The organism is Nocardiopsis sp. SBT366, assembly GCF_001083815.1.
Classification (GTDB): domain Bacteria; phylum Actinomycetota; class Actinomycetes; order Streptosporangiales; family Streptosporangiaceae; genus Nocardiopsis; species Nocardiopsis prasina.
In genome coordinates this window covers 22,061-41,616 of record NZ_LAVM01000040.1, presented here as the reverse complement: position 1 = coordinate 41,616, position 19,556 = coordinate 22,061, and the positions used below count along the sequence as shown (strand labels likewise).

The 19,556-nt window shown below is 70.5% G+C and carries 18 protein-coding genes; 12 read left to right on the top strand and 6 right to left on the bottom strand.

Annotated elements, in window-relative coordinates:
- Nucleotides 1–60 precede the first annotated feature (60 nt).
- Nucleotides 61–1,794: a proline--tRNA ligase gene (locus ADX84_RS14120; RefSeq protein ID WP_049573562.1), complete on the top strand. Its 1,734-nt coding sequence runs from the start codon at nt 61–63 to the stop codon at nt 1,792–1,794.
- A gap of 87 nt (nt 1,795–1,881) precedes the next feature.
- On the opposite strand, the gene ADX84_RS14115 is transcribed toward ADX84_RS14120, so the two are convergent.
- Nucleotides 1,882–2,367: a ferritin-like domain-containing protein gene (locus ADX84_RS14115; protein WP_049573559.1), complete on the bottom strand. Its 486-nt coding sequence runs from the start codon at nt 2,365–2,367 to the stop codon at nt 1,882–1,884.
- Nucleotides 2,368–2,459: 92 nt separating this feature from the next.
- Complete coding sequence (locus tag ADX84_RS14110) at nt 2,460–2,966, bottom strand: hypothetical protein (protein ID WP_247666121.1); 507 nt, start codon at nt 2,964–2,966, stop codon at nt 2,460–2,462.
- Between the two features lie 409 nt (nt 2,967–3,375).
- On the opposite strand from ADX84_RS14110, the gene rimP reads away from it, so the two are divergent.
- From rimP to truB, 7 genes are all read left to right on the top strand, one after another.
- Nucleotides 3,376–3,858, top strand: a complete 483-nt coding sequence (gene rimP / locus ADX84_RS14105) for a ribosome maturation factor RimP (RefSeq protein WP_049573556.1) — start codon at nt 3,376–3,378, stop codon at nt 3,856–3,858.
- Nucleotides 3,859–3,882: 24 nt separating this feature from the next.
- The gene (nusA, locus tag ADX84_RS14100; RefSeq protein ID WP_049573551.1) at nt 3,883–4,905 is read left to right on the top strand and encodes a transcription termination factor NusA; all 1,023 of its coding nucleotides are present in this window, start codon (nt 3,883–3,885) and stop codon (nt 4,903–4,905) included.
- A gap of 13 nt (nt 4,906–4,918) precedes the next feature.
- On the top strand, nt 4,919–5,224 hold the full coding sequence (locus ADX84_RS25490) for a YlxR family protein (RefSeq protein ID WP_082206499.1): 306 nt from the start codon (nt 4,919–4,921) through the stop codon (nt 5,222–5,224).
- Between the two features lie 237 nt (nt 5,225–5,461).
- The gene (infB, locus tag ADX84_RS14095) at nt 5,462–8,617 is read left to right on the top strand and encodes a translation initiation factor IF-2 (RefSeq protein ID WP_049573549.1); all 3,156 of its coding nucleotides are present in this window, start codon (nt 5,462–5,464) and stop codon (nt 8,615–8,617) included.
- An 86-nt stretch (nt 8,618–8,703) separates the two neighbouring features.
- Nucleotides 8,704–9,000, top strand: a complete 297-nt coding sequence (locus ADX84_RS14090) for a DUF503 domain-containing protein (protein WP_017542630.1) — start codon at nt 8,704–8,706, stop codon at nt 8,998–9,000.
- A 2-nt stretch (nt 9,001–9,002) separates the two neighbouring features.
- Nucleotides 9,003–9,446, top strand: a complete 444-nt coding sequence (gene rbfA / locus ADX84_RS14085; RefSeq protein WP_017584939.1) for a 30S ribosome-binding factor RbfA — start codon at nt 9,003–9,005, stop codon at nt 9,444–9,446.
- A 57-nt stretch (nt 9,447–9,503) separates the two neighbouring features.
- The gene (gene truB / locus ADX84_RS14080; RefSeq protein ID WP_049573542.1) at nt 9,504–10,382 is read left to right on the top strand and encodes a tRNA pseudouridine(55) synthase TruB; all 879 of its coding nucleotides are present in this window, start codon (nt 9,504–9,506) and stop codon (nt 10,380–10,382) included.
- Here truB and ADX84_RS14075 read toward each other — a convergent pair whose 3' ends face one another.
- Together ADX84_RS14075 and ADX84_RS14070 are read right to left on the bottom strand one after the other, a co-directional pair.
- Nucleotides 10,383–10,652, bottom strand: coding sequence for a type II toxin-antitoxin system VapC family toxin (locus ADX84_RS14075; protein WP_234003963.1), 270 nt, complete (start codon nt 10,650–10,652; stop codon nt 10,383–10,385). It lies immediately after the preceding gene.
- A gap of 73 nt (nt 10,653–10,725) precedes the next feature.
- Nucleotides 10,726–11,586 carry an alpha/beta fold hydrolase gene (locus tag ADX84_RS14070; protein WP_049573534.1) on the bottom strand — a complete coding sequence of 287 codons (861 nt, stop codon included), beginning with the start codon at nt 11,584–11,586 and terminating at the stop codon, nt 10,726–10,728.
- 157 nt (nt 11,587–11,743) lie between these two features.
- Here ADX84_RS14070 and ADX84_RS14065 point away from each other — a divergent pair, with 157 nt between their 5' ends.
- The 4 genes from ADX84_RS14065 (at nt 11,744) to ADX84_RS14050 (ending at nt 17,263) form a co-directional block, all read left to right on the top strand.
- Nucleotides 11,744–12,691 carry a bifunctional riboflavin kinase/FAD synthetase gene (locus ADX84_RS14065; protein WP_049573530.1) on the top strand — a complete coding sequence of 316 codons (948 nt, stop codon included), beginning with the start codon at nt 11,744–11,746 and terminating at the stop codon, nt 12,689–12,691.
- A gap of 255 nt (nt 12,692–12,946) precedes the next feature.
- Nucleotides 12,947–13,216: a 30S ribosomal protein S15 gene (gene rpsO / locus ADX84_RS14060; RefSeq protein ID WP_049573527.1), complete on the top strand. Its 270-nt coding sequence runs from the start codon at nt 12,947–12,949 to the stop codon at nt 13,214–13,216.
- 284 nt (nt 13,217–13,500) lie between these two features.
- Nucleotides 13,501–15,816: a polyribonucleotide nucleotidyltransferase gene (locus ADX84_RS14055; protein ID WP_049573523.1), complete on the top strand. Its 2,316-nt coding sequence runs from the start codon at nt 13,501–13,503 to the stop codon at nt 15,814–15,816.
- 112 nt (nt 15,817–15,928) lie between these two features.
- Nucleotides 15,929–17,263 (top strand): pitrilysin family protein, encoded by a 1,335-nt coding sequence (locus ADX84_RS14050; RefSeq protein ID WP_049573519.1) that lies wholly within the window; start codon nt 15,929–15,931, stop codon nt 17,261–17,263.
- 74 nt (nt 17,264–17,337) lie between these two features.
- Here the strand turns inward: ADX84_RS14050 and ADX84_RS14045 are convergent, their stop codons facing one another.
- Nucleotides 17,338–17,823 (bottom strand): Hsp20/alpha crystallin family protein, encoded by a 486-nt coding sequence (locus ADX84_RS14045; RefSeq protein WP_049573516.1) that lies wholly within the window; start codon nt 17,821–17,823, stop codon nt 17,338–17,340.
- A 49-nt stretch (nt 17,824–17,872) separates the two neighbouring features.
- Complete coding sequence (locus ADX84_RS14040) at nt 17,873–19,468, bottom strand: BCCT family transporter (protein WP_255352573.1); 1,596 nt, start codon at nt 19,466–19,468, stop codon at nt 17,873–17,875.
- Nucleotides 19,469–19,556: the final 88 nt, after the last annotated feature.

Here is a 19,556-nt window from a genome sequence, read left to right as displayed (position 1 = left end):
AAGACCCAACCCGCGCCCCCTCAGGGGCGCGATCACCGAGGAGTGGCCGTGCTACTGCGGATGTCGAACCTGTTCCTGCGCACCCTGCGTGAGGACCCGGCGGACGCCGAGGTGCCGAGCCACAAGCTCCTCGTCCGCGCCGGGTACGTCCGCCGCGCGGCCCCCGGCATCTACACCTGGCTGCCCCTGGGCAAGATCGTCCTGGAGAACGTCGCCCGCGTGGTGCGCGAGGAGATGAACGCGATGGGCGGCCAGGAGGTCCTGCTGCCCGCGCTGCTCCCCAAGGAGTTCTACGAGACAACCGGCCGCTGGGAGGAGTACGGGGACACCCTCTTCCGGCTCAAGGACCGCAAGGGCGCCGACTACCTGCTCGGCCCCACCCACGAAGAGCTCTTCACCCTCCTCGTCAAGGGCGAGTACTCGTCCTACAAGGACTTCCCGGTCGTGCTCTACCAGATCCAGGAGAAGTTCCGCGACGAGGCCCGCCCCCGCGCCGGCGTTCTGCGCGGCCGCGAGTTCCACATGAAGGACTCCTACTCCTTCGACATCGACGACGAGGGCCTCCAGGAGTCCTACGACAAGCACCGGGCCGCCTACATCCGGATCTTCGACCGGTTGGGCCTGGACTACGTCATCGTCTCCGCGACCTCCGGCGCCATGGGCGGCTCGGCCTCCGAGGAGTTCCTGGCGGTCGCGCCCACCGGCGAGGACACCTTCGTGCGCAGCACGGAGTCCGACTACGCCGCCAACGTCGAGGCCGTGCGGACCCCGGCCCCCGCCGAGCGCCCCGTGGAAGGGCTGCCCGAGGCCCAGGTGCACCACACCCCGGGGACCGCCACCATCCAGACGCTGGTGGACTTCCTCAACGGCGCCGGCATGGGCCGCGACTTCACCGAGGCCGACACCCTCAAGAACGTCCTGGTCAAGACCCGCGCCCCCGGCAGCAAGGAGTGGGAGCTCCTCGGCGTCGGGCTGCCCGGTGACCGCGAGGTCGACCTCAAGCGCCTCGAAGCAGCCCTGGAGCCCACCGAGGTCGCGCTCCTGGACGACGCCGACTTCGCCGCCAACACCTTCCTGGCCAAGGGCTACATCGGCCCGCGCGCCCTGCTGGACAACAAGGTGCGCTACCTCGTCGACCCGCGCGTGGCCACCGGCACCTCCTGGGTGACCGGCGCAGACCGGGCCGACCACCACGTGATCGACCTCGTGGCCGGACGCGACTTCACCCCGGACGGCACCATCGACGTCGCCGAGGTCCGCGACGGAGACGCCTCGCCCGACGGCCAGGGCACCCTGTACACCGCGCGCGGCATCGAGATCGGGCACATCTTCCAGCTCGGCCGCAAGTACGCCGACGCCTTCAAGCTGGACGCCCTCGGCCCGGACGGCAAGCCCCGCCGCGTCACCATGGGCTCCTACGGCATCGGCGTCTCCCGCGCCGTCGCCTCCGTCGTCGAGCAGTCGCACGACGACAAGGGCATCGTCTGGCCGCGCGAGATCGCCCCCGCCGACGTGCACGTGGTCGGCACCGGCAAGGGCGGCGAGGTCGAGGAGGCCCTGCGGATCGGTGGCGAACTCGAGGCCCGCGGCCTGCGCGTGCTGGTCGACGACCGCAAGGCGGCCCCCGGCGTGAAGTTCAACGACGCCGAGCTGCTGGGGATCCCGACCGTGGTTATCGTCGGTCGCGGCCTCAAGGACGGCCTGGTCGAGCTGCGCGACCGCCGCACCGGTGAGCGCACCGACGTACCGGTCGGCGAGATCGTCGAGAGCACCGCCGCCGCCTGCGCCCAGTAGGTCCACGCACCGACAGGAAGGGGGCTCCCGCGCACCGGCGCGGGAGCCCCCTTTCTCGTCCCTCGGTCGCGGCGCCCGCCGCCGGGGTCAGCCGTGCTCGAAGCCCGGCAGGGGGTCGAGTTCGGCGCCCCACTCCAGGGATCGCACCGTCGACTCCTGGAGGCCGCGCGCCGCCGTCACCCGCAGATCGGTGTCGGCCGACGCGCTCAGCCACAGGTAGGCGCCCATGGTGGTCTCCTCCAGCCCCACGGCGAAGTCGTCCATGTCGTCGCCGTCGCGTCCCTGGGGCAACGGGTAGGAGGCCAGCGCCGCCGGGGGATCGACACCGCGTTCGACCGAGGCCGCGTGCAGGGCGTCCCGCAGCGCCTTGTGCTCGTAGGCGGACGCCGAGGCGCGCTCGCGCCGGGTCCGGTCCCCGGCGGCGCCGCCCACGAACTCGTACCCGTACACGGCCGCGTGCTCGGCGCTCAGGGCCTCCGCCAGGGCCGCGCCGGTGGGGTCGCCGCCCTCGGACGGCGAGGGACCCGTGCCGGGCCCCTGGGAGCCCCCCGCGGGCGTGGGGATCTCGCTCACCTGACTACCTGCCTTCCGCCATCACGTCGCTCGGACGTCCCTGGGATGTTCCTCGGCCCTTCCTCCGCCGCGCGGCCCCGCCGCCTCCGCGCTCAGGCACGCGCGAGCAGGTGGGCGTGCCCGGCCTCGCAGGCGCCGATCCCGCTCACCAGCTGGGCCAGCCCGGGGTCCGTCACCGCGGCGGCCTGGTCGAGGCGGGCACTGGTCGCGGCCGCTGCGAGCGCGCGCAGTCCCGCGGCGTCGGGCACGGCCTCCAACGCCGCCTCCCCGACCGGGGCCGGGGGCTCGGCCTCGTCACCGCCGGTGTCGTCGTGCGCGGCCACGCCTTCGGGCAGGGCGTCCAACAGGGCGTCCAGGTGAGTGAGGTGGTCCTCCAACAGGCGCTCCAGCAGCTCCGCGGGGCCCGTGCCGTGCGCCAGCGCGGCCTCGTGACGGACGATCGCCCGTTCCTTCTCGCGGATGAGCGAGCGCAGGACGGCGACGTCCGGGGTCACGTCGAACGGGTACCAGTCGGCCCCGGCGCAACCGCTCACCCCGACCGTGCCCACGACGGCGCCGGTCACCGCGACACCGGTCAGCACGAGGCTCCTGGCCGCCAAGGACCTCCTCGTCAGCCCGGGTACCGTGCGACCGCTGACATCCCCCTGGTCCACGCGCTCTCCTCCCGTGCCCACGGCGTCGACAGGACCGCCGTCTCCGGCGGTCAGCCCCCATCTTTCCACGGTCGGCGACGGCCACGGGTCGTACTGACACCCCCTGCCAGGGCGGTGTTCCGGCCACCCGGGCCCCCACCCGTGGGCACCCCCGTCCGCGTGTACCGACCTGGGCGCCGCTCAGGTGTGGATACCCTTGCACCACAACCGCCGTCGCACGCGACGCGCGGCGCTCCAGCTCCCCTCACGGGGGCGCGGAGCGGATTCGACGAAGACTACGTACAGAGCTGGACCGCCCCGTTCACGGCACACGGCCGAGCGGGCGGGATTTCGCCGTTTGAGGGGCTAATCACGCATGGGAGCGCAGGCGCGCAACGAGCGCATCGCCGAGCTGCTTGAGCCGGTACTGGCCGCGGCCGGACTGGACCTGGAGGCCGTCGAGCTGACACCCGCGGGCAAACGCCGGGTGCTGCGCGTGGTCGTGGACTCCGACAACGGGGTCGACCTGGACGCGGTCGGTGAGGTCAGCCAGGCCGTCAACGAGAGCCTGGACGCCTCCGACGTCATGGGCGAGCAGCCCTACGTGTTGGAGGTCACCTCCCCGGGGGTGGAGCGTCCACTCACGCTGCCGCGCCACTGGCGGCGCTCCCAGGGCCGTCTGGTGAAGGTCTCCCTCGTCGAGGGTGGCGACCTCACCGGACGCGTCACCGAGTCCGACGACCAGGGCGTCACCCTGGACGTCAAGGGCCGCCCCCGCACTCTGGCCTACGACAAGATCGCCAAGGCCAAGGTCCAGGTGGAATTCCGTCGCGAAGCCGACACCGACGCGGCGGACTAGAGGGGGAGCCCCATGGATATTGACATGAGTGTCCTGCGCAGCCTGGAGCGCGAGAAGGACATCGCCGTCGAACTGGTGGCCAAGGCCATCGAGGACGCCCTCCTGATCGCCTACCACCGCGAGGAGGGCCCCGACAGGAAGGCCCGCGTGGAGCTCAACCGCTCCACCGGCCACGTGGTCGTGTGGGTCTCCGAGACCGACGAGGAGGGCGGGGTCGTCGGCGAGTTCGACGGCACCCCGACCGGGTTCGGTCGCATCGCGACCTCGACCGCCAAGCAGGTCATCCTCCAGCGTCTGCGCGACGCCGAGGACGAGTTGACCCTGGGCGAGTTCGCCGGGCGCGAGCACGACATCGTCTCCGGGATCATCCAGCAGGGCAACGACCCTCGCAACGTCCTGGTCGACCTCGGCAAGATCGAGGCCGTCCTGCCCCCGCAGGAGCAGGTCCCCACCGAGGACTACACCCACGGCGAGCGGCTGCGCGCCTACGTGGTGCAGGTCCGCAAGGGCCACCGCGGCCCCTCGGTGACCCTCTCGCGCACCCACCCCAACCTGGTGCGCAAGCTCTTCGAGCTGGAGGTCCCCGAGATCGCGGACCACACCGTCGAGATCTCCGCGATCGCCCGCGAGGCCGGTCACCGCACGAAGATGGCGGTCCGCTCCAACCGGGGCGGCGTCAACGCCAAGGGCGCCTGCATCGGCCCGCTGGGCAGCCGTGTCCGCAACGTCATGGCCGAGCTCCACGGAGAGAAGATCGACATCGTCGACTACTCCGAGGACCCCGCCGTGTTCGTCGCGAACGCGCTCTCCCCGGCCCGGGTCAACTCGGTGGAGATCCTCGACATGGCCGCGCGGGTGGCCCGCGTGATCGTGCCGGACTACCAGCAGTCGCTGGCGATCGGCAAGGAGGGCCAGAACGCCCGTCTCGCCGCGCGCCTCACCGGCTGGCGCATCGACATCCGCTCCGACGCCGAGCCCGTCCCGGCGCCGGACGAGGACGCGGACGAGACCGTCCGGGGGGACGAAGACACCCCTTCGGCCGGTTAATCGGGTCGCGCCCATGTCCCGACGCGATAGGGTGGCCGGAGACGGTCCTGACCGCCCCGTGCGTACGTGCGTGGGGTGCCGGTCGCGGACAGTCCAGTCCGACCTCGTGCGGCTGGTGGCCGTGGGCACGGTCATCACGCCCGACACCCGAGGTCGACGTCCGGGGCGCGGCGCCTATCTGCACCACGATCGGCGATGCCTGGAGCTCGCCGAACGGCGCAGAGCATGGTCCCGTGCCTTCCGGAACCGGAACGGTGGTGGCGCCACCGGGTGGGATGTCTCGCTAGTGACGTCCCTACTTGGTGACGCCCCCGCCTGATCGAGTGCGACTCGGTTCCGGATAGGGTTGGAATGTCCGCGCCGGCCCCGTGGTTGATGTGACCGAGGTCGGCGTGTAGTGCTGTGTCGGCACTTATGAGCTGGCCCATTGTTGTGTAGCGATGAGGAAGCAGGTCGAGATTGCGATGAGCGCCTGATGAGTACGCAGCGATGAGTAACTCGAGCTAACGACGGTCCGGCACAAGCCCATGTCCCGGACCGAAGCTGAAGGAGAAGTGTGGCGAAGGTCCGGGTGTACGAACTCGCTAAGGAGTTCGGTGTAGAGAGCAAGGCCGTGCTGGCCAAGCTCAACGAGATGGGCGAATTCGTCCGTTCGGCGTCCTCGACGATAGAGGCCCCCGTCGTTCGACGCCTACAGGAAGCTTTCAACAACGGTTCCGACGGCGGCAAGAAGGGTGGATCGGCTCCCAAGCCCGGTCCCAAGCCCGCCGCCGAAGGTTCGGCGCGTCCCGCGGCTCCCAAGCCCGGTCCCGCGCCCAAGCCGGGCCCGAAGCCCGGCCCGGCCGCGCGCTCCGCGGCCCCCAAGGCCGAGAAGCCGGCCGAGGCGGAGAAGCCGGCCGAGGCGGCTGAGAAGCCCGCCGCGCCGGTGGAGAAGCCTGCGCCGGCTGAGAAGCCCGCCGCGCCGGTGGAGAAGCCCGCGGTTCCGCATTTCGAGAAGCCCGCCGAGCGGCCCGAGTCCGCTCCGAAGCCCGGCCCCAAGCCGGCTCCGAAGGCGGCTCGCGGCGACGCCCCGCGTCCCGGCGGCCCCAAGCCCGCTGGCGCCCAGGGTGCCCGCGGTGAGCGTGGCGACCGCGGCGACCGCGGCGACCGTCCCCAGCGCGGTGACCGTCCGGAGCGTTCCGGCGGCCGCGAGGGTGGTCGTGACGGCGGCCGCGGCCCGCGTCCGGGCGGTCCCCGTCCGGGCCCGCGTCCGGGCAACAACCCGTTCGCGTCCAACGCCTCGGGCATGGGCTCCAAGCCGGCCGCCCCGCGTCCCGGCGGCGGCGCCCCGCGTCCGGGCCCCCGTCCCGGTGGCCCGCAGGGCGGCGGCGAACAGCGCGCTCCCCGTCCCGGCGGCGGCGCTCCGCGTCCCGGCGGTGCCGGTGGCCCGCGTCCCGGTCCCCGTTCCGGTGGCCCGCAGGGCGGCGGCGAACAGCGCGCCCCGCGTCCCGGCGGTGCCGCGGGCGCTCCCCGTCCCGGTGGCGGTGCTCCGCGCCCGGGTGGCGGCGGCGCTCCGCGACCCGGTGGTCCGCGTCCCAGCCCGATGAACATGCCCTCGTCCCGTCCGGCCGCGCCCGCTGGCGGCGGCCGTGGCGGTGCCGGCGGCGGTCGTCCCGGTGGTGGCGGCGCTGGCCGCGGCCGTGGCGGCGCTCCCGCGGGTGCGGGTCCGCGTCCCGGTGGCGGCGGCGGTCGTCCCGGCGGCTTCGGTGGTCGTCCCGGTGGCGGCGGCCGTGGTCGCGGTGGCGGAACGGCCGGTGCGTTCGGTCGTCCGGGCGGTCGTCCCGGGCGTGCCCGCAAGTCCAAGAAGCAGCGGCGTCAGGAGTTCAACGACCTCCAGGCCCCGTCCTTCGGCGGCGTCAAGATCCCGAGCGGCAACGGTCAGACCATCCGTCTGTCCCGTGGCGCCTCGCTCTCGGACTTCGGCGACAAGATCGACGTCAACCCGGCGTCGCTGGTCCAGGTCATGATGCACCTGGGCGAGATGGTCACCGCGACCCAGTCGCTGCCCGACGAGACGCTTCAGCTGCTCGGCGAGGAACTGAAGTACGGGATCGAGGTCGTCAGCCCCGAGGACGAGGACCGCGAGCTCCTGGAGTCCTTCTCCATCGAGTTCGGCGAGAACGAGGGCGGCGACGCCGACCTGCGTCCGCGTCCCCCGGTGGTCACCGTCATGGGTCACGTCGACCACGGTAAGACCCGACTGCTGGACACGATCCGTAAGACCAACGTCGTCAGCGGCGAGGCCGGCGGAATCACCCAGCACATCGGTGCCTACCAGGTCGCGACCGAGGTGGACGGCGAAGAGCGCAAGATCACCTTCATCGACACCCCCGGTCACGAGGCGTTCACCGCCATGCGTGCCCGTGGTGCGAAGGTCACCGACGTCGCGGTCCTGGTCGTGGCGGCCGACGACGGCGTCAAGCCGCAGACGGCCGAGGCCATCGACCACGCCAAGGCGGCCGACGTGCCGATCGTGGTCGCGGTCAACAAGATCGACGTCGAGGGAGCGGACCCGCAGCGGGTGCGCGCCCAGATGACCGAGTACGGTCTCGTGGCCGAGGAGTACGGCGGCGACGTCCAGTTCGTGGACATCTCCGCGCTCAAGGGCGACAACATCGACTCGCTGCTCGAGTCGATCGTCCTCACGTCCGACGCGGCCCTGGACCTCCAGGCCAACCCGGACATGGACGCCCAGGGTCTGGCGATCGAGGCCTACCTGGACCGCGGTCGCGGTTCCATGGCCACGGTCCTGGTCCAGCGGGGCACGCTCAACGTCGGTGACTCCATCGTCTGTGGCGACGCCTTCGGTCGCGTTCGCGCCATGCTCGACGAGCACGGCGAGAACGTGCAGTCGGCCGAGCCGTCCCGTCCGGTCCAGGTGCTCGGTCTGACCAACGTGCCCAGCGCCGGTGACAGCTTCCTGGTCGTCAAGGACGACCGCGTGGCCCGTCAGATCGCCCAGCAGCGTGAGGCGCGTGAGCGCTTCGCCCAGCAGGCGAAGTCGGCCCGCCGGGTCACCCTCGACAACTGGCAGTCCGCCATCAAGGAGGGCGAGCGCTCCGAGCTGCTCCTCCTCATCAAGGGCGACATGTCCGGTTCGGTCGAGGCGCTCGAGGAGTCGCTGCTCAAGATCGACGCCGGTGGCGACGAGGTCAGCATCCGGATCATCGGACGCGGCGTCGGTGCCATCACGCAGAACGACATCAACCTGGCGTCGTCCGCGGACGCGATCATCGTCGGCTTCAACGTTCGGCCCGAGGGCAAGAACAGCCAGCTGGCCGACCGCATGGGCGTCGACATCCGGTACTACTCGGTCATCTACCAGGCCATCGACGAGGTCGAAGCCGCCGTCAAGGGTCTCCTCAAGCCCATCTACGAGGAGGTCCAGCTCGGCAGCGCCGAGGTCCGCGAGGTCTTCAAGGTGCCGAAGATCGGTAACATCGCCGGTTCCATCGTCCGTGACGGCATCATCCGCCGTAACACCAAGGCACGTCTCATCCGCGAGGGCAAGGTCATTTCCGGCAACCTCAACGTCGAGTCGCTGCGTCGGTTCAAGGACGACGCCACCGAGGTCCGCGAGGGCTTCGAGTGCGGTATCGGTGTCGGTTACAACGACATCCGGGTCGAGGACGTCATCGAGACCTACGAGATGCAGGAGAAGCCCCGCGACTAGTCGCGAGGACTGATCCACCTGGGGCCCCGGACGATCGTGTCCGGGGCCCCGCCTTTGACGGCTCACACAACACCACAGGTGATCACTTGTACGTTGGGGCGCTGACTCTGGACGTGCTCCTCGGAGACGTCCACTCGCTCAAACAGAAGCGCTCGATGGTGCGGCCCGTCGTCGCCGAACTGCGCCGGAAGTTCTCGGTGTCGGTCTCGGAGGTCGGCGAGCACGACCTCTACCGTCGGGCGAAGATCGGTGTCGCGGTGGTCGCGCCGACCGCCGCCCACGCCCGGGACCAGATGGACACCTGCGAGCGTTTCGTCGCGGGCCGTCCCGAACTGGAGCTGCTCTCCGCGAGGCAGCGGCTCTTCAACGAAGAGGAAGACTGACGATGGTTGACGCCGCACGCGCGCGAAAGATCGCCGACCGTATCCAGCGGATCGTCGCCGAGATGCTGGACCGGCGAATCAAGGACCCGCGCCTGGGTTTCGTCACCGTGACCGACGCCCGGATCACCGCCGACCTGCGGGACGCCACGGTGTACTACACGGTGTTCGGCACCCCCGAGGAGAAGGCGGCCAGCGCGGCCGCGCTGGAGAGCGCCAAGGGCGTGATCCGCAGTGAGGTCGGTCGCCAGACCGGCATCCGCCACACGCCCAGCCTGACCTTCGTCATCGACGAGGTGCAGGAGAACGCCCAGCACATCGAGAAGCTGCTGGTCGAGGCGCGCAAGTCCGACGAGGAGGTGGCCCAGAAGGCCACCGGTGCCAAGCACGCGGGTGAAGCCGACCCGTACAAGGCCCCTCGTGAGGACGAGGACGAGGACGACGAGTAACCGGATTCCCCCCGGGGCGGCGGCAGAGGCCGCCGCCCCTTTCCCAGAAGGAGCCCCATGGCCGACAGCGGTGTCGTGGTCGTCGACAAGCCCGCCGACTGGACCTCACACGACGTGGTCGCCAAGACCCGAGGCCTGGCGCGCACCCGACGCGTGGGCCACGCGGGCACCTTGGACCCGATGGCCACAGGGGTCCTGGTCCTGGGCATCGAGAAGGGCACGAAGCTGCTCGGTCACCTCACGCTGACCGAGAAGACCTACGAGGGCACCATCCGCCTCGGACTGGTGACCAACACCGACGACGCCGAGGGTGAACCCGGAGCCCGGGTGGACGCCTCGGCCGTCACGGACGCGGACGTGCACGCGGCCGTCGCGAAGCTCACCGGGCCCATCCAGCAGGTCCCGCCGCAGGTCAGCGCGATCAAGGTGGACGGCAAGCGCGCCTACAAGTCGGCTCGGGAGGGCAAGGAGGTGGCGCTCAAGGCGCGGACGGTCACCGTCTCCCAGTTCGACGTGACCGCGATTCGGCACACCCCGGACGGTTTCGTGGACGTGGACGCGGTTGTCACCGCCTCCAGCGGCACCTACATCCGCTCGCTCGCCCGCGACATGGGCGCGGACCTGGCCGTGGGCGGGCACCTCACCGCCCTGCGCCGGACCCGGGTGGGTCCCTATGACCTGTCCCAGGCCCGCACGCTCGACGAACTCGGCAAGGAGTTCACCCAGATCCCCCTGGCCCAGGCGGTGGCCGCCGCGTTCCCGGTGCGCACGATGGACGAGGCCGAGACCCGCGCCATCCGCCACGGCAACCGGATCGGTGAGAGCTCCCTGGGTGACGGGCCGGTGGGGCTGTTCGCCCCGGACGGCACCGTGGTCGCGCTGGGGGAGAACCGCCCCGGCCACATGAAGCCGGTCGTCGTCTTCTCTCCGGCCTGATCAGATCCTGATGACGGTTGCTCTGTTTCCGCAGAGCTTCCGTAGGTCGTCCGGGTCGGAGGTCAGGATGGTGACCGGTCCTGGCGCGGTGAGCGCGGTCGCGCACAACATCGCGTCGATCGCGTGCCGGTGGCCGTGTGGTCCCGCGGAGCTCAGCAACCGGGCGGCCTCCCTGGCGACGTGCTCGGTCACCGGTTCGATCGTCAATCGGGAGATCTGCCACCCCAGCGCGGCGCGGTTGCTGAAGTCCGATGTCAGCGTGTTGTTCACAAGGGCGAGGACAGCCAGGCGTCACTGGATGTGTGCGGGTTCCGTGAGGCCCCGAGCCTTCTCTGGATCCGGGTCAGGGGCGCCGTGTGACCTCGTCCAGGAAGGCGGCGAGGGCGGCGGTCAGTTCACCCGGTCGCTCCACCGAGGGCAGGTGCCCTGTCTCGGGCAGCTCAAGGAGGCGGGAGCCCCGGATCCCCTCGGTGTACCGGTCGGCGATCGCCTGGACCTGGGGAACCTCGGACAGGCCCTTGACCACGAGGGTCGGCACGGTGATCTCGTGCAGACGGTCCACCGCGGGGGCCTCGGGCCACTCGGGGTGGTTGGGCGGGCTCGACCAGCGGCGGGCGTACATCTCACGGAGCATCAGCAACGACAGGTCCCAGGCCTCCAGCGGCATCTCCTCGGGGGAGCGGCCCGGGCCGAGCACCATGAACCCGGCCTGGACCTCGGCCATCGCGGCCACGTCCGAGGGGTCGGGGACCGCGTTGCCCTCCTGGTACGAGGACAGGCGCTCGTGCGGGACCGCGGCCAGGGCCATCTGCTGGCCGGTCCGCACGAAGGCCTCCGGCCACACGTACCCCGACAGGCCCGGACAGACCAGGGCCAGGGCGTTCACCCGGTCCGGGGCGGCCAGCGCCGCGTCGACCGCGTGGGCACCGCCGAAGGAGGCGCCCACCAGGGTGGCCTCGGCAATCTCCAGGGCGTCCATCAGGTCCAGCAGGTCCTCGTGGTGCCGGACCGGTCCCTCGTGATCGGCCGAACCCCCGTGGCCGCGCCGGTCGTAGCGCACCACCCGGTGGTCCGCGGACAGGGCCGCGAACTGGTGGTCCCACATCCTCCGGTCCGCCACGCCCGCGTGGACCAGGACGATCGCGGGCCCGGACCCGGCCTCGTCATAGGCCAAACGTGTCGTACCGGTGTCGATCATCGCCATCCGGGCACGGTAAACCGGGTGTCCGGCTCGTGCCAACCCGTCTTTGCCCTCGGCGGGCAGGGGTGCGCGGGACCACACCGGGTGCGTGGCGGAAGCGGGGGCCGTGACGTGGCACGCTTGACCCTGACCGATCAGACGTGAGCGAAGGGGACCGAACGTGCTGCGATGGGACGGGCTGGGGGACACCCCCTCCGACTGGGGGCGGTCCGTGGTGGCGATCGGTGTCTTCGACGGCGTGCACCGGGGGCACCAGGCGATCCTGGCATCCGCGCGCGCCCACGCCGACCGGCTCGGTCTGCCGGTGGTCGCGGTCACCTTCGACCCCCATCCCGCGCTGGTGCTGCGCGGGACGACCCCGGCGGTCCTCACCCCGGTCGACCGCCGTGTCGAGCTGATGGAACCCCTCGGAGTCGACGCCGTGTGCGTCCTGCCCTTCGACGAGGAGCTGTCCGCCCTCAGCGCAGAGGAGTTCGTGCGTCTCGTGCTGTCCGACGGGCTCGGCGCCGCCGCCGTGGTGGTGGGGGAGGACTTCGGGTTCGGCCACCGGGCAGCCGGGAACGTGGCCGTGCTCGCCGACCTCGGCGGGAGGTACGACTTCGCCGTCGACGGCGTGCGCCTGGTCGCGGAGGGGGAGACCATCACCTCCACGCGCGTGCGCTCGCTGTTGGGCGGGGGAGACGTGGTCGCCGCCGCCGAACTCCTGGGCCGGCCGCACCGGGTGTCCGGAGAGATCGTGCACGGGGCGGCCCGCGGCCGAGAGCTCCTGGGCTTTCCCACCGCCAACATGGACCTGCCCGCGGACGCGGCGGTTCCCGGGGACGGCGTGTACGCGGGGTGGCTGAGCCTCCTGGAGCCGGTCGAGGGACACGAGTCGCGCTGGCCCGCGGCGGTCTCGGTGGGCACCAACCCCACGTTCGACGGCGCCGAGCGCACCGTGGAGGCCTACGCCCTGGACCGTGACGACCTGGAGCTGTACGGACTGCGCATGGCGGTCGACTTCACCGCGCGCATCCGGGGCCAGGAGCGGTTCGACGACATCGACGCGCTCATCGTGGCCATGCGCCGCGACGTCGACCGCTGCCGCGAGGTCCTCGGCGTCGCCTGAGTCCGTCGTCACCGGGCGACGGGGTTCCCCGCCATGTCACCTGCGGTAGGGTGGGGTCCGTCCACGTGTGCCCGCGGTCGGTCGTGCCCCCCTTCGGGAGCGGATTCCGCGGGAGCGCGGCGCACCCACGCCATCGGCGCAGGGCCGCGCACACCACACGCGACGGTGACTGCTCGTACGCGCGGTCACCGCGTCTGAACCCTGCCACGTACCGGGGTTCGCCCCTGCGTACCGACTTCTCAGTGAAGGAGCGACGTGTCGATCGACACCGCCACCAAGGAAAAGATCATCGCCGAGTACGCCACCGTCGAAGGTGACACCGGCTCCCCCGAGGTTCAGGTCGCGCTGCTCACGCACCGCATCACCGAGCTCACCGAGCACCTGAAGGACCACAAGCACGACCACCACAGCCGTCGTGGCCTGCTCCTGATGGTCGGCCGTCGCCGCCGTCTGCTCAAGTACGTGGCCAAGCAGGACATCACCCGCTACCGCTCGCTCATCGAGCGTCTGGGCCTGCGTCGCTAGGTCGTTTCGGAGGGAGTGGCCTCGGCCGCTCCCTCTTTGTTAGTAAGGTGTGACCAGAGTGGTGTCCGCGACAGGACGCCGCCCGCACCATCCGTGCCGCCACCCCGGACCCAGGGGTCGGTCCTCGGTAGTGGTCTCCGGACATCGCCCGTACGGGCGAGCCGTGGGCTTCGATCGATGACCGACCGTCATCACCTCCGGGGCACGACACGGGAACAACATCGCCGTGCCACGGACCGGGAAGGTCCGGCGCGGCGCCCGCAACGTGTAACAGGAGGTCGCCCATGGAGGGCGTTTACTCGGCCGAGGCCGTTATCGACAACGGCAAGTTCGGCACCCGTACCATCCGCTTCGAGACCGGTCGTCTGGCCCGTCAGGCCGCCGGTTCGGCCACGGTCTTCCTGGACGACGAGACCGTCGTCCTGTCGGCGACCACCGCCTCGAAGCGCCCCAAGGAGAACCTCGACTTCTTCCCCCTGACGGTGGACGTCGAGGAGCGGATGTACGCCGCCGGCCGCATCCCCGGCTCGTTCTTCCGGCGTGAGGGCCGTCCGTCCGAGGACGCCATCCTCACCTGCCGTCTGATCGACCGGCCGCTGCGCCCGTCCTTCAAGAAGGGCCTGCGCAACGAGATCCAGATCGTCGAGACGATCCTCTCGCTGCACCCCGAGCACCTGTACGACGTCGTCGCCATCAACGCGGCCTCGATGTCCACGCAGATCGCCGGTCTGCCCTTCTCCGGCCCGATCGGCGGCGTCCGCGTCGCCCTGATCGACGGCCAGTGGGTCGGTTTCCCCACCCACGCCGAGCTTGAGGGCGCCACCTTCGACATGGTCGTCGCCGGCCGCGTCATGGCGGACGGCGACGTCGCGATCATGATGGTCGAGGCGGAGTCCACCACCAGGACCCTGAAGCTGGTCGCCGAGGGCGCCGTCGGCCCCAACGAGCAGACCGTCGCCGAGGGCCTCGAAGCCGCCAAGCCCTTCATCAAGGTGCTGTGCAAGGCCCAGCAGGCCGTCGCCGACCAGTCCAGCCGTGAGCAGGGCGAGTTCCCGATCTTCCTCGACTACGAGGACGACGCCTACGCCGCCGTCGAGGGCGCCGTGCGCGAGGAGCTCGTCAAGGCGCTCACCATCGCGGACAAGCAGGACCGCGAGGGCGAGCTCGACAAGATCAAGGCGTCGGCCGCCGAGAAGCTGGCCGAGGACTTCGAGGGTCGTGAGAAGGAGGTCAGCGCCGCCTTCCGCAGCCTCAGCAAGCAGCTCATGCGTGAGCGCGTCCTGCGCGACAAGGTCCGCATCGACGGCCGTGGTCCCAAGGACATCCGCCAGCTGAGCGCCGAGGTCGGCATTCTGCCCCGCGTGCACGGTTCGGCCCTCTTCGAGCGTGGCGAGACCCAGATCATGGGCGTCACCACGCTGAACATGCTGCGCATGGAGCAGACGGTTGACACGCTCAACCCGGACAAGACCAAGCGCTACATGCACAACTACAACTTCCCGCCCTACTCCACCGGTGAGACCGGTCGGGTGGGCTCGCCCAAGCGGCGCGAGATCGGGCACGGCGCCCTGGCCGAGCGGGCCCTGCTGCCGGTTCTGCCCGCCCGCGAGGAGTTCCCGTACGCCATCCGTCAGGTGTCCGAGGCCCTCGGGTCCAACGGCTCCACCTCGATGGGTTCGGTCTGCGCCTCCACCATGTCCCTGATGGCGGCCGGTGTGCCCCTGAAGGAGATGGTGTCCGGCATCGCCATGGGTCTGATCAGCGAGGGCGACGAGTTCGTCACGCTGACCGACATCCTCGGTGCCGAGGATGCCTTCGGCGACATGGACTTCAAGGTCGCCGGTACCCGTGACCTCATCACGGCGCTCCAGCTGGACACCAAGCTCGACGGCATCCCCGCCGAGCAGCTGGCCCTGGCGCTCCAGCAGGCCCGCGGCGCCCGTCTGGCCATCCTCGACGTCATGCAGGAGGCCATCGAGCGTCCGGCCGAGATGAGCCCGAACGCTCCGCGCATCCTCACCGTCAAGGTGCCCGTCGAGAAGATCGGTGAGGTCATCGGCCCGAAGGGCAAGATGATCAACTCGATCCAGGACGACACCGGCGCGGACATCTCGATCGAGGACGACGGCACCATCTACATCGGTGCCACCGACGGCCCCTCCGCCGAGGCGGCCCGGGACACGATCAACCAGATCGCGAACCCGACCATGCCCGAGGTGGGCGACCGCTACCTGGGCACCGTCGTCAAGACGACCGCCTTCGGCGCGTTCGTCTCGCTGCTGCCCGGCAAGGACGGTCTGCTGCACATCTCGCAGATCCGCAAGCTGCACGGCGGCCAGCGCATCGAGAACCTCGACGACGTGATCAGCATCGGCGAGAAGATCCAGGTCGAGATCCGCGAGATCGACGACCGGGGGAAGCTCTCCCTGGTGCCGGTCGAGGTCGTGGAGTCCGAGGCCGCCAAGTCCGACAAGCCCGAGGCCGCCCCGGCGGCTCCCGCGGCCGCGGACGAGGACGCCGACAACGGTGACGACAAGTCCGACGGCGCCCCGCGCCGCCGTCGTCGCCGCAGCTCGGGCGGGCGTTCCGAGAACACCTGATCCACGCCTGTTCGACCCTGTACGGGGCGGTCGCGTCTGCACGACGCGGCCGCCCCGCCGTCGTCCCGGGCGTATGCTCTGCTGGATGTCCCGACGCGAAGAAGAAGGATTCATGAGTTCTGTCCCCATCGCCGCCGAGCAGGAGCCGGGAACGACCGTGACGCTGCTGGAGCCCGACGGCGGTTCCGGTCTGGTGCGTCGGACGGTGCTGCCCGGCGGCCTGCGCGTGGTCACCGAGAACATCCCCGGGGGCCGGTCCGCCGCCTTCGGGATCTCGGCCACCACCGGCTCCCGTGACGAGGACTCCGCGCACGCGGGGTCGGCGCACTTCCTGGAGCACCTGCTCTTCAAGGGGACCGGGAACCGGTCGGCTCTGGAGATCTCCGCGCTGCTGGACGGGGTGGGCGCCGACCACAACGCGTACACCACCAAGGAGCACACCTGCTACTACGCGAAGGTCCTGGACCGGGACCTTCCGCTGGCGGTGGACGTGGTGGGCGACATGGTCGCCAACTCGGTCCTGGACGAGGGCGAGGTGGAGACCGAGCGCGGCGTGATCCTGGAGGAGATCGCCATGTACGAGGACGAGCCCGCCGACCTGGTGGACGACGTCTTCGCGGAGCACTTCTTCGGTGACACCCCGCTGGGGCGCCCGATCCTCGGCACCACGGACACCATCAAGGCCCTGTCCCGCGAGCGGATCGCCGAGCAGTACCGGGACGCGTACGTGCCCTCGGAGCTCATCGTGACGGCGGCGGGCAGCCTGGACCACGAAAGCGTCGTGGAACAGGTGCGCGCCATGTTCGCCAACCGGCTCGGCGCCGCCGGTGACGCCCGTCCGTCCCGCCCGCGCGGCGCGGGGGAGCCGGTGCGGACCTTCGGTGGCACGGTCGTGCAGCCGCGTGAGACCGAGCAGGCGCACATCATCCTGGGTTCGGAGGGGCTGACCCGGACCGACCCGCGCTGGCACGCCCTGAGGCTTCTCAGCGCCGCGCTGGGCGGCGGCATGTCGTCGCGTCTGTTCCAGGAGGTGCGGGAGAAGCGCGGCCTGGCCTACGCGGTGCACGCCTACCACACGGCCTACGCGGACACCGGAACCTTCCAGATCTACGCGGGCTGTCTGCCGGAGAAGGCCGACGAGGTCATCGGGGTCTGCCGTGACGAGCTGGCCAAGGTCGCCGCCTCCGGCATCACCGCCGAGGAGCTGACCCGTGCCAAGGGTCAGATCCAGGGCGCCATGGTGCTGGGCAGCGAGGGCACCAACGCCCGCATGGGCCGTCTGCTCGCGCACGAGCTCACCCAGCCGCGCCACTTCTCCATCGACGAGGACCTGGCCTGGTTCGACGCCGTCACCCAGGCCGACGTCGCCGAGGTCGCCGCCGAACTGCTGGCGCGGCCCAGGGCGCTGGCCGTCATCGGCCCGTACGAGGCCGACCGGGCCTTCTGAGGCCCAAAGACAAGGGGAGCCCGTGACCGTCGCAGGTCACGGGCTCCCCTCTCGCGTTGCCCGAGTCGTTCGGTCTACAACGGGCGTCCCCGCGGCCGACCGCGCTTCTTGATCGCGATCTGCCGGGGTCCGCCGGTGTGGGCGCCCCCGTGGACGACGACCTCCAGCAGGCCGTCGCCGAAGGCCGCCTCCACGTCCTCGTCGTCGATGTCCTCGGGAAGGCTGATCTCACGCCGGAACGAGCCCATGAAGCGCTCGGAGGTGTAGTAGATCGTGCTGTCCTCCTCCTCGCGGTGCCGCTCGCCGCTGATGACGAGCACGCCGTGCGCCAGGCTGACGGAGACCTCGGTCTCCTTGACCCCGGGCAGCTCCGCTCGGATGACGAGGTCGCGGCCCTTGGCCAGGATGTCCGTGGACGGGCTCCAGGCGTCGGCGAACGTCCTCTCGCGCTCACCCACCTGGGTGGTCTCGATCGTGGAGATCGTGTCCGACATCCTGTTCATCTCGGTGATCATGTCCACCACCCCGTGGAAGGGGTTGCTGAACCTCTTGGGTGCCACCGTTACCTCCTCAATGCGCCGTCGGTGGCGCTCCGTCCACCTTCAGGAACTACTGGTCCCTACTGTGCCCGGTCCCGGAGCGGGACCGGTCCTCGCCCCGCACCTTCTTGGGTTCGCCCGGGGCGCGTTCGGTCCCCAGGCCCTTGAACAGACCCGCCACCATGAACAACAGGATCACGGCGAAGGGCAGACCGGTGATCACCGACGCCGCCTGTAGCGCCGACAGCGCGTCGTCGCCGCCGGCCACCAGGAGGATCCAGGTGACACCGCCCAGGCAGACGGCCCAGAAGCCGCGCTGGATGCGGTTCGGCTTCTTGGTGCCGCCGTTGGTCAGCATGTCCACGACCAGCGAACCGGAGTCCGCCGAGGTGATGAAGAAGATGGCCACGACCGCCAGCAGCCACACTGCGGCGATCACGGCGACCACACCGGTGATCGGAAGTGCTTCCAACAGGGTGAACGCCGCCTGCGCCTCGTCTCCGTCGATGAAGTTGGCCCTGCCCGCGAGGTCGTAGAAGAGCCCCGAGCCGCCGAACACACCGAACCACAGGACGCAGACGGCGGTGGGGGCGAACAGGGCGCCGATCACGAACTCGCGGATGGTGCGGCCGTAGGAGATGCGGGCCAGGAAGATGCCGACGAAGGGCGCCCAGGAGATCCACCATCCCCAGTAGAAGATGGTCCAGGCCTGGACCCACTCGGCGGCCTGCGCGTCGACCCGGGAACTGGGGAACGACAGGCTCCACGAGACGAGGTTGCTCAGGTACTCGCCGGTCGCGGTGGTGGTGCTCGCGATGATCCACAGCTTGGGTCCGACCGCGAAGACGAACGCCAACAGGATGAAGGCCAGCCACAGGTTGATCACCGACAGCCGGCGCAGCCCCTTGTCGATGCCCGACAGAACACTGAACAGTGCCACCGCGGTGATGACCGCGATGATCACGGTCTGGACGAACGCGTTGTTCGGAACCCCGAACACGTCGCTGAGTCCGCCATTGATCTGGAGGGTGCCAAGGCCAAGGGACGTGGCCAGACCGAAGATCGTGCCGAACACGGCGAGGATGTCGACGACGTTGCCGGGCCAGCCGAAGGCGCGGTCGCCGAGCAGCGGGTAGAGCGCGGAGGCCGGGCGCAGGGGCAGGCCCTTGCGGTAGGCGAAGTAGCCCAGGGAGAGCCCGAGGGCGATGTAGACGGCCCAGGGGTGGAAGCCCCAGTGGAAGAACGTGAGTGCCAGCGACTCCGACGCCGCTTCGGGGAGCGGAGCGCCGTCCGGACCGGGCATGAGTGAGGCGTCACGCGGCCAGTGCAGGTGCTCGATGGGCTCGGCCACGCCCCAGAAGACCAGTCCGATGCCCATACCCGTGGTGAAGAGCATCGCGAACCAGGCGAGTGTGCTGAACTCGGGCCGTGAGTCGTCCGGTCCGAGCCGGATGCTCCCGTACCTGCTCAGCATGAGGAAGACCGCGGTGCCCACGAAGAACACCGTCGCCAGGACGTAGATCCAGCCGACCTGTTCGCCGAGCCACGTGCGGGCGCCCTCGGTGGCCTCCAGCATGGGTCCCGTGAACGCGACGCCCATGATGATGAAGGCGATGATCACGAGGCCCGAAACGCCGAAGACCGTGGGGTTCGTCTTTTCTTTTATGTATGTGCGCAGGGATGAGATGGTGTCTCCTTCCCGACACCGCCGGGGGACCAGCGGTGTTTGGGAGAGTCTGCCGGTCCCGCTGCCG